This is a genomic window from Yoonia sp. (genome assembly GCF_046498525.1).
Lineage (GTDB): Bacteria > Pseudomonadota > Alphaproteobacteria > Rhodobacterales > Rhodobacteraceae > Yoonia.
In genome coordinates this window covers 1-8,420 of sequence record NZ_JAWOAN010000187.1, presented here as the reverse complement: position 1 = coordinate 8,420, position 8,420 = coordinate 1, and the positions used below count along the sequence as shown (strand labels likewise).

General features: G+C 57.8%; 7 protein-coding genes. 3 read left to right on the top strand and 4 right to left on the bottom strand.

The genetic code is table 11. From position 1 onward, the window contains the following. The first annotated feature begins 18 nt into the window (after window positions 1-18). Window positions 19-825, top strand: coding sequence for an arginyltransferase (locus R6T97_RS11750; protein WP_410349480.1), 807 nt, complete (start codon window positions 19-21; stop codon window positions 823-825). 66 nt (window positions 826-891) lie between these two features. Here R6T97_RS11750 and R6T97_RS11745 read toward each other — a convergent pair whose 3' ends face one another. The 3 genes from R6T97_RS11745 to R6T97_RS11735 all read right to left on the bottom strand — a co-directional run bounded on the left by R6T97_RS11745 (window position 892) and on the right by R6T97_RS11735 (window position 5,407). Beyond that, window positions 892-3,246 (bottom strand): TRAP transporter large permease subunit, encoded by a 2,355-nt coding sequence (locus R6T97_RS11745; protein WP_410349479.1) that lies wholly within the window; start codon window positions 3,244-3,246, stop codon window positions 892-894. A gap of 17 nt (window positions 3,247-3,263) precedes the next feature. Then, window positions 3,264-4,208, bottom strand: coding sequence for a TRAP transporter small permease subunit (locus tag R6T97_RS11740; protein ID WP_410349478.1), 945 nt, complete (start codon window positions 4,206-4,208; stop codon window positions 3,264-3,266). 116 nt (window positions 4,209-4,324) lie between these two features. Continuing rightward, the gene (locus R6T97_RS11735; RefSeq protein ID WP_410349477.1) at window positions 4,325-5,407 is read right to left on the bottom strand and encodes a TRAP transporter substrate-binding protein; all 1,083 of its coding nucleotides are present in this window, start codon (window positions 5,405-5,407) and stop codon (window positions 4,325-4,327) included. 245 nt (window positions 5,408-5,652) lie between these two features. On the opposite strand from R6T97_RS11735, the gene R6T97_RS11730 reads away from it, so the two are divergent. Next, a complete protein-coding gene (locus R6T97_RS11730) occupies window positions 5,653-7,086 on the top strand; it encodes a cache domain-containing protein (RefSeq protein ID WP_410349476.1) in 1,434 nt (477 codons plus the stop codon). Continuing rightward, window positions 7,083-7,715, top strand: coding sequence for a response regulator (locus tag R6T97_RS11725; RefSeq protein WP_410349475.1), 633 nt, complete (start codon window positions 7,083-7,085; stop codon window positions 7,713-7,715). The genes R6T97_RS11730 and R6T97_RS11725 overlap by 4 nt, the downstream gene beginning before the upstream one ends. An 89-nt stretch (window positions 7,716-7,804) precedes the next feature. Here the strand turns inward: R6T97_RS11725 and R6T97_RS11720 are convergent. Then, window positions 7,805-8,420 (bottom strand): substrate-binding periplasmic protein (locus R6T97_RS11720; RefSeq protein ID WP_410349474.1); only part of this gene is annotated, 616 nt, incomplete at its 5' end.

The following is an 8,420-nucleotide window of genomic DNA, read 5'->3' as shown; positions in this document are numbered from 1 at the left end:
AAACCAACCGGATGTTCCATGCGCCACACACTGCCAATTGCGCCGCAGTTCTATGTGACTGCCCCCCAGCCCTGCCCTTATCTTGCGGGCCGGATGGAGCGGAAATTGTTCACCGCGTTGCAAGGCGATATGGCGACCAAGCTGAATGACAGCCTTTCAAAGCAGGGGTTCCGCCGGTCGCAGAACGTCCTTTACCGCCCATCCTGTGCGGAATGTTCAGCCTGCATGTCCGCCCGCATCAATGTGTCCAAGTTTTCACCCAGCCGCAGCCAGCGCCGTGTCGCCAGACGCGCCGCCCACCTGCACCGCCGCGCAACATCGCCTTGGGCCACCGAAGAGCAGTACGCCCTGTTCCGCGAATATCTTGATGGCCGCCATGCCACCGGCGGGATGGCCGACATGGATATGTTCGAATTTGCGGCCATGGTCGAAGAAACGCCGATCCGTTCCCGGCTGATCGAATATACCGACGCAGACCACCTGACCGCCGTTTGCCTGACCGATATCCTCGATGACGGGTTGTCGATGGTCTATTCCTTCTTTGATCCCGCAAACGACAAACTGTCGCTTGGCACCTATGTGATCCTTGACCACATCGCCATCGCCCGTGAATTGGGCCTGCCTTATGTCTATCTGGGCTATTGGGTGCCCGGCAGCCCCAAGATGGATTACAAGGCCAAGTACAAAGGGCTTGAGGTTTACCGCAACGGGGTTTGGAACGCCGTCACCGATCCCGCCGCCTATTCCGCCGATATGCATCCGTTATCGACCGATCCCATCGCAGAGCAGGTCGCGCGGATCCATCTGCCGGACGGACGTAGCTGATCCCGTCATCACAAACGAAAAAGGGCGGCGCCATCGGCACCGCCCCATTTGTTTATGGCTCCGGCCCTAATTCAACAGGTTCGGCACAATCGTCACAACCGCCGGGAAGAATGCCAAGATCAGCAATCCAAAGACCTGAATACCAATGAACGGCAACACACCCCTGTAGATCTGCCCCGTCGTGATCGACTTGGGCGCGACCCCGCGCAGATAGAACAGCGCAAAGCCGAAGGGCGGCGTCAGGAAGGAGGTTTGCAGGTTCACCGCAATCATGATGGTCACCCATTTGGGGTCAAACGACCCGCCATAGATCACCGGCCCGACAATCGGGATCACGATGTAGATGATCTCAAGGAAATCAAGCACGAAGCCCAGAATGAAGAGCACCAGCATCACCAGCAGGAACACCGTCCATTCATTGTCGAAGGACCGCAGAAACTGCTGGATATAATGTTCGCCCCCGAAAGAGATCAGCACGAGGTTCAAAAGCTGCGACCCGATCAGAATGGTGAATACCATCGACGTCACCTTCGCGGTTTCACGCACAACCGGCGCCAGAACACCGCCGTCGATCAGAACCCAGCAGGACCAGAGCAGACCGAAAAGCGCGAAAAGGAAGCAGCCGAAAGCCGCCAGATAGGCCAGACGGTTCTCGAACAGGACAACCTCTTGTCCAAGGCGCATGTCGAAGTTCACCCCGATCAGCAGCATCACCACAATGGCCCCCGCCGTGAGCAGCACCATGCGACCGGACCGCTCCTGATCTTTCCGCTTGCGGTATGCCGCCAGCAGGATGGCACCACCGGCACCCAGCGCGGCTGCAGGCGTCGGATTCGTGATACCACCCAGAATTGAGCCGAGCACCGCGACGATCAGGACAAGCGGCGGGAAAACCACGCGCAAGATCTCGTTTCCGGCCAGCAGTTTGGCTGCAAACCGCAAACCGTAGAAGGCGATCAGCGTAGGGATCACCAGCAAGAGCGTCGTTTGCCCCGGCGTCGTCAGCGGCGAGATGAGCAGGATATCGGTCAACAGAACCAATCCCACACCCGCCGCACCGATGATCAGCGGACGCGCGTCAGCACTGGGTGCCACCCCCCGTGCAATTGCCAGCGTCAGCCCCATTAACACGGCGAAAATCGCGATACCCGTGCCAATCGGCGCAGCGGCATCGGCCTTCTGCACCACACGCTCTGCGCGCTCTTCGGGCGACAGTTCGCGGGCCTGCTCGACACCGCCTGCGGATTCAATGACCGCTTGTTCGTCCAAGGCCTGCTGCCATGCTTGCTCACCGTGCAATTCCTGCATGGCGACGGCACATTCCTCGCTGACGCGGGTGCGCAACGATGCCGTCTGCCCCGACGCGGTAAAGCTGTCGACGATCACCGACTGGCTGCCGACAAGGTTCGTCTGCCCCATGCCGATCGCCAGACCGATGATGCCCACGGGCACCGCAAGAAACCACGTAAGGCTGTCATTGCGGGTGATCACTTCGCCACCGGTGCTGTCTGCAAACTGCACAGGCGGCGCCTTGGACGGGTTAAAGAGAGCAAAGATGAACGCATAGCCCGCATAAAGCACCGCGAGCATGATCCCCGGCAGCAGCGCCGCCTGAAACAGCGTGCCGACGGACACGACCGCAGGTTCGCCCAGATAGGTCAGTGCGTCCGAACAACCGGCAAGCTGCGCCCGTTCTTCCTGTGCCGTCGAATAAAGATCACCTGCCAGCGTCCCCAAAAGAACGATCACGATGGAGGGCGGAATGATCTGGCCCAAGGTCCCCGACGCGGCGATCACACCGGTAGAAAGCTGCGGCGAATACCCGTTCTTGAGCATGGTCGGCAGTGCCAGCAGGCCCATGGTCACGACAGTCGCACCGACGATGCCGGTCGAAGCCGCAAGGAAAGCCCCCACAATCACGATAGATACGGCCAGACCACCCGGCAGCGGGCCGAAGACCTTGGCCATCGTCGTCAGCAGTTCATCGGCGATGCGCGACCGCTCCAGCACGATGCCCATCATGACGAACATCAGCACGGCCAGCAGTGTTTCAATCGACTGGCCCGCCAGAACCCGTTCGTTCATCCGGTTGACCATAAAGCCGATGTTACGATCCAGCGCGACTTCCCAGCCGCTGGGGAACAGCACGTCCTCGTAGCGTGGCAATTCGGGGTATCTGAAGACCGAGATTGCATCCGGCCGGACCCCTTCGGCAATCAATCCCGCGTATTCGGCCGAACCGGTGTCGACCGCGGCATGGATCAACAAACCCGCACTATCGAGGCCGGCGATGATCGCGAATGAAATCACCGCAGAGCCCGAGATTGCAAAGGCGACCGGGAACCCCGAAAGAATTCCTGCGAACAAGGTAAGAAAGACGATAATGATACCGACTTCGATGCCATCTAATCCGAAAAGCATGTGTCTACCGCCCTACTTCAGTGAATTTTTGCGACAAGGTCGGCGATTTCATCGCCCGTCTTGTCTTTGTCGAGGAATTTGTTTTCGCTGTCCGGCCCTTCTTTCCACTCCAGATAGGAGCGGTAGAAAAAGGCGACGGCCTGCAACAGGATCATTGCGGTAAAGGCCACCAACAAGACCTTGAAAAGGAAGTAGGCGTTAAAGCCGTTGGGCGAGAACCCGATGGTTTCGATATTCCAGCGCAACGCGCGGGCCTTGGTCAGCAGGCGGTCCAGCGTGTCCGAGGCCGACGGGTTGGGAACCACAAGGTGGCGCCACAGAAAGAACCAGCCGTAAAGCCATGTCAGGATCGCGGCGGGCACCATCAGTACCAAAGATCCGATCATGTCGACGACCCGTTTCGCACGATAACTGATCGCTGCATAGATAAGGTCGACCCGCACATGGCCGCCCTGCACAAAGGTATACGACGCACAAAGCGTGACGATCATCGCGTTGTAAAGCTTGAGTTCTTCCGACCACCAGCTCACGTCCTTGGAAAACGTCACACCGATACCGATCCCGATTTCGGAGACCGCGAAAACCCGTTGCAGGAAGACAATGACGATTTGCTGAAGGACCATGAGCAGGCCTGCCCATGCGGCGGTCCGTCCGACCACGTTTGCAAAACCCTCAAGGCCACGCACGCAGCCCCACATGAAATTGTTGTTGAAAAACCCGATAATCGTCACGACCAGAAAGATCGCGAAGACCACAAAGAAAAATTCGACAGAAGCGCCATAGTAGATAAACCGCGCCAACGCCTCTTTTGCCTCGGTGTCCATGGGCCCGTTGATTGTAGGCAACCATGCAAGCCATTCGCCGGGATGCAGCAATGCGTAAAAGAAGTTGTAGAAGGCTTCAATCAGATGGGCGAAAAACCATCCTATGGCATTACCGCCCCAAGCGTCGACCAGTCCCATCGTCATCCTTCATCGTTCGTTTGATAAAGCACCCGCCAAAGGCAGATACGGGGGGGTGCGAAGGCCCGCATTTTGACGCTGCGGCCCTTCACATCGGTTTTTGTCAAACCCGAGACTTAACCTCGGACGCGGTTACGCTGCGCCGTGAATTCGCCTTCAGAGCGCGAGCTCCACGCGGCGGAACTTTCCATCGACCGGAAATAGCTCTCGTGGCAGTTTGCATAGATTTCGTCATCCATGTTCTCGGCCACAACCTCGTCAGCCGCAGTGCCGAAAGCATCCCAGATCGCATCGGGGAATTGCAGAACCTGTACGCCACCCGCCTGCAAGCGTTGCAGCGCAGCCGAGTTGTTCGCCATAAACAGCGACATCGTCCAGATATTCGACGCACGCGTTGCATTTTCGACGACTGCCTGATGTTGCGGTGACAGGCTGTCATAGACGTCAAGGTTCATGGTCAGGTTCAGGTTCGGGCCGGGCTCGTGGAAGCCTGCCGTGTAGTAGAACTTCGTGATTTCCTGGAAACCGGCCTTTTCGTCAGCCCATGGCCCGATCCATTCGGTGCCGTCGATCGCGCCGGAGGCCAGCGCCTGATACACTTCTGCACCCGGCAGGTTCTGGACGCTTGCGCCAAGCTTGCCCAACACCTGACCACCCTGACCGGGCATACGGAATCTCAAACCCTGGAAATCTTCCGGGCTGTTCATTTCCTTGGCGAACCAACCACCCGATTGCGGGCCTGTGTTACCTGCGGAAAACGCCTTGAGGCCGAAAATGGAATACAACTCGTCAGAAAGTTCCCGTCCGCCATCGTGGTCGAACCAGTTGGCATATTCCATGAAGGTCATGCCAAACGGAATCTGAGAGAAGAACGACAGTGCCGGATGTTGACCCAGGAAATAGTAGTCAACGCCGTGGTACATATCGGCCTGCCCTGCGGTCACCGCGTCGAACACCTCGAACGCGCCAACAAGTTCGCCGGCCGCCTTGAGATCAACGGTGAGACTGCCGCCTGACATTGCGGTAATCGCATCTGCACAGTACTGGGCGCTGTCATGCACACCGGCAAGGCCGCGGCCCCATGTCGTGACCAGCGTCAGCGTGCGGTTGCCTTGCGCATATGCAGGTGCCGCCAGTGCTGTCGCAGCGGCAGCAGAACCACCAAGTGCTGAATTCTTTAGAAATGAACGACGATCCATATAAGTATCCTCCCGGGTGTTACATCAATGCGGGACACCTCCACGTGCCCACAGATGGATTTCGTGCCCCAACACTAGCGCGGCCCTTTGCGAGGTGGAATACGTAGTACTGCGTAGAAATCGCGTTTTGTCACATTTTCTGACCAATTCTCCACAAGGTTTACGCGCTAACCGTCGCAAGATTTACGTCGTCACACCCGTCTTGGCATTTGATTCGGCTGCGATTCTTGGCTAACGATCTGCCCATGACAGCCCTGCTTTCGCGTTTGCGTAACATGATCGGCATTAGCTACGGACAGAAGGTCTTTCTTCTGGCCACCCTGCCCCTGATCGCTGCCGTCTTTTTGATAACACTGGTTGTCAGTTCTCAATCACGACAGCTTGCCGAACGCGAGATCCAGGCGCTCGAGGCGCAGTTGATCGCGACAAAACGCGCCGAGTTGCAAAATTACCTTTCAATCGCACGGACGGCTGTCGTGAATACCTATGGCCGCGCCGCCCCCGATGACGCTGATGCAAAACTCGCCGTGACCCGCGCACTGGCCGCGATGCTTTATGGACAGGACGGTTACTTTTTCGTTTTTGACTACGACGGCAAAAACCTTGTCGCCCCGCGCCAGACCCATCTGATCGGTAAAAACTGGACAGGTCTGACTGACCCCAACGGCACCGCAATCACCGACGAGTTAATCCGCATCGCCCGCACCGGTGGTGGTTATCACAGCTTTGACTGGCCGAAACCCTCGACCGGCACAACAGAGCGGATGATCGTCTATGTCAACGGCCTCCAAGACTGGCGCTGGGTTGTCGGCACTGGCATTTTTATCGGCGACATCCTTGAAAACGTGGCCGCCACCCGTGCCGACGTGGAAACACGGATCAGAAATACCACCTATTATATCCTCGGGATCGCCGTGGCCGCGTTACTGGTTGTTTTCGTGACAGGCATACTCCTGAACCTGCGCGAACGCCGCCTTGCCGATGCAAAACTCAAACAGCTGACCCAGCGGATCATCGACGCCCAGGAAGAAGAACGCGGGCGGGTTGCGCGCGAACTCCATGATGGGATCAGCCAGATGCTGGTCGGTGTGCGCTATGCGCTGGAACTGACGCGGCGCAAGCTGGGCGGCGATTGCGCCGTCAGCGAAAGCCTGAACAAGGGGATCGACGGCCTTGGGTCCACGATTCAGGAAGTCCGCCGGATCAGCCGCGACCTGCGCCCCGGTGTTCTGGATGATCTGGGCCTTGGTCCGGCGCTGCAATCGCTGACGGATGATTTCACCGCCCGCACCGGAATCACGACCGAATTTGAAACCGTCGTGTTCCGCAACCGTCTGGACGAAGAAGCACGGATCGCGCTTTACAGGATCGCACAGGAAGCCCTGAACAACATTGAACGCCACGCCGATGCAAAGAACGTGCAGGTTGTCCTCAAGGGGCACCGCAACGGGGGTATGCTGCGGATCAAGGATGATGGTATCGGCATGATCTGGCCCTGTCCGGACCGTCACCAGAATGTAGGCTTGGGTTTGCGTAACATGCAGGAACGTATCGAACAGTTGGGTGGCACGTTGCGCATTTTGTCCGCACGCACGGGCCGGACCGGAACAGTGATCGAGGCACAGGTCCCGTTGAGCCATTTGCTGCGGCCCCAAAACCCGAAAAAGGAAAGCGCATGACGACCCGTGTCGTTATTGTCGATGACCATCCGATGGTCGCCGAAGGTATTCAATCCCTGCTCGAAAGCTACGAAGACATCGCGGTCGTCGCCACTTTGGGCAATGGGCAGGAAGCGGTTGACCGCGTGAACGAATTGTCCCCGGATGTGATCTTGATGGACTTGAACATGCCGGGGCTGTCGGGGCTGAACGCCACCGAGATGATCCTTGAAAAGCGCCCTGAAACACGGATCTTGATCCTGTCCATGCATGACAGCCCCGAGTACATCTCGACCGCACTCAGCCACGGGGCACGCGGATATATCCTCAAGGACGTCCCGACCGAGGAAATCTATACCGCGATCGAAACGGTGATGGGTGGGAACGAATACCTTTGCACAGGGGCGAAAGGCTCGCTCCTGCCCAAGACCAGCGACGGGCGCGAAACGCTGACCAGCCGCGAACAGACGATCTTGCTGGAACTGGCGCAGGGGCAATCCAACAAGGATGTCGCGAACACGCTGAACATTTCAGTGCGCACTGTCGAAACCCATCGCAACAACATCAAACGCAAGCTGGGGATAAGCTCGACCGCCGGCCTGACGCGCTATGCGTTGGAGAATGGTGTGTTGCAGGGCACCGGTATCTGACACGCTGTCCGTTCTTACCTTCACGACAAAAAATGACCCCGCGCCTTGGGAACGCGGGGCCACTGAAGTGCAGTCCGAGGGATGACTGCTTAGTTTTGGACAGTTTCCTGAATGCTTTCACGCACGATGTTGAACCATTCACCCGACAGGCGCAGTTCTTCCAGACCTGCGTTGATGATTGGCAGGGCTTCGTTGGCGAAAGCGTTGGTCTTTGACACGAAGATATGTGACGACACGGTCCCGCGCAGCGATTCCAGCGTAGCAACACTGTCTTCCATACCGGCAGAACGGATGTCCTCTTCGGCGGGCAGCGCATCATAGGTCACGATATCGACTTCGCCATCCTTCAAAAGCTGGAAGCAGCCGTTCTGTGCCACCGTCGTCACGTAGGTAATGTTCGGCTCGACAAGTTGTGAAGCTTCCAGATCGAACATGAACCACGCCTCGGGCCGGCAAACGCGCGCACCCATCAAGTCGTCGGTGCTTTGGGCGTTGGCATATTCGCTGCCGTTGAGCGTGTAGAAATCCACGATGATTTCGTAGAACGGGTCGGAGTGATTGAACTCTGTGCAGCGGTAGGCGCTGGCCGGACCAAGGTTTTCGATCCGGTCACAATCTGGCCGGAACCAAGGGAACGCCATATCGACTGCGCCGGTTGGCAGCAGTGTCTCAAGGTGCGAACCCCAGTCGTTGATGAAAATGATA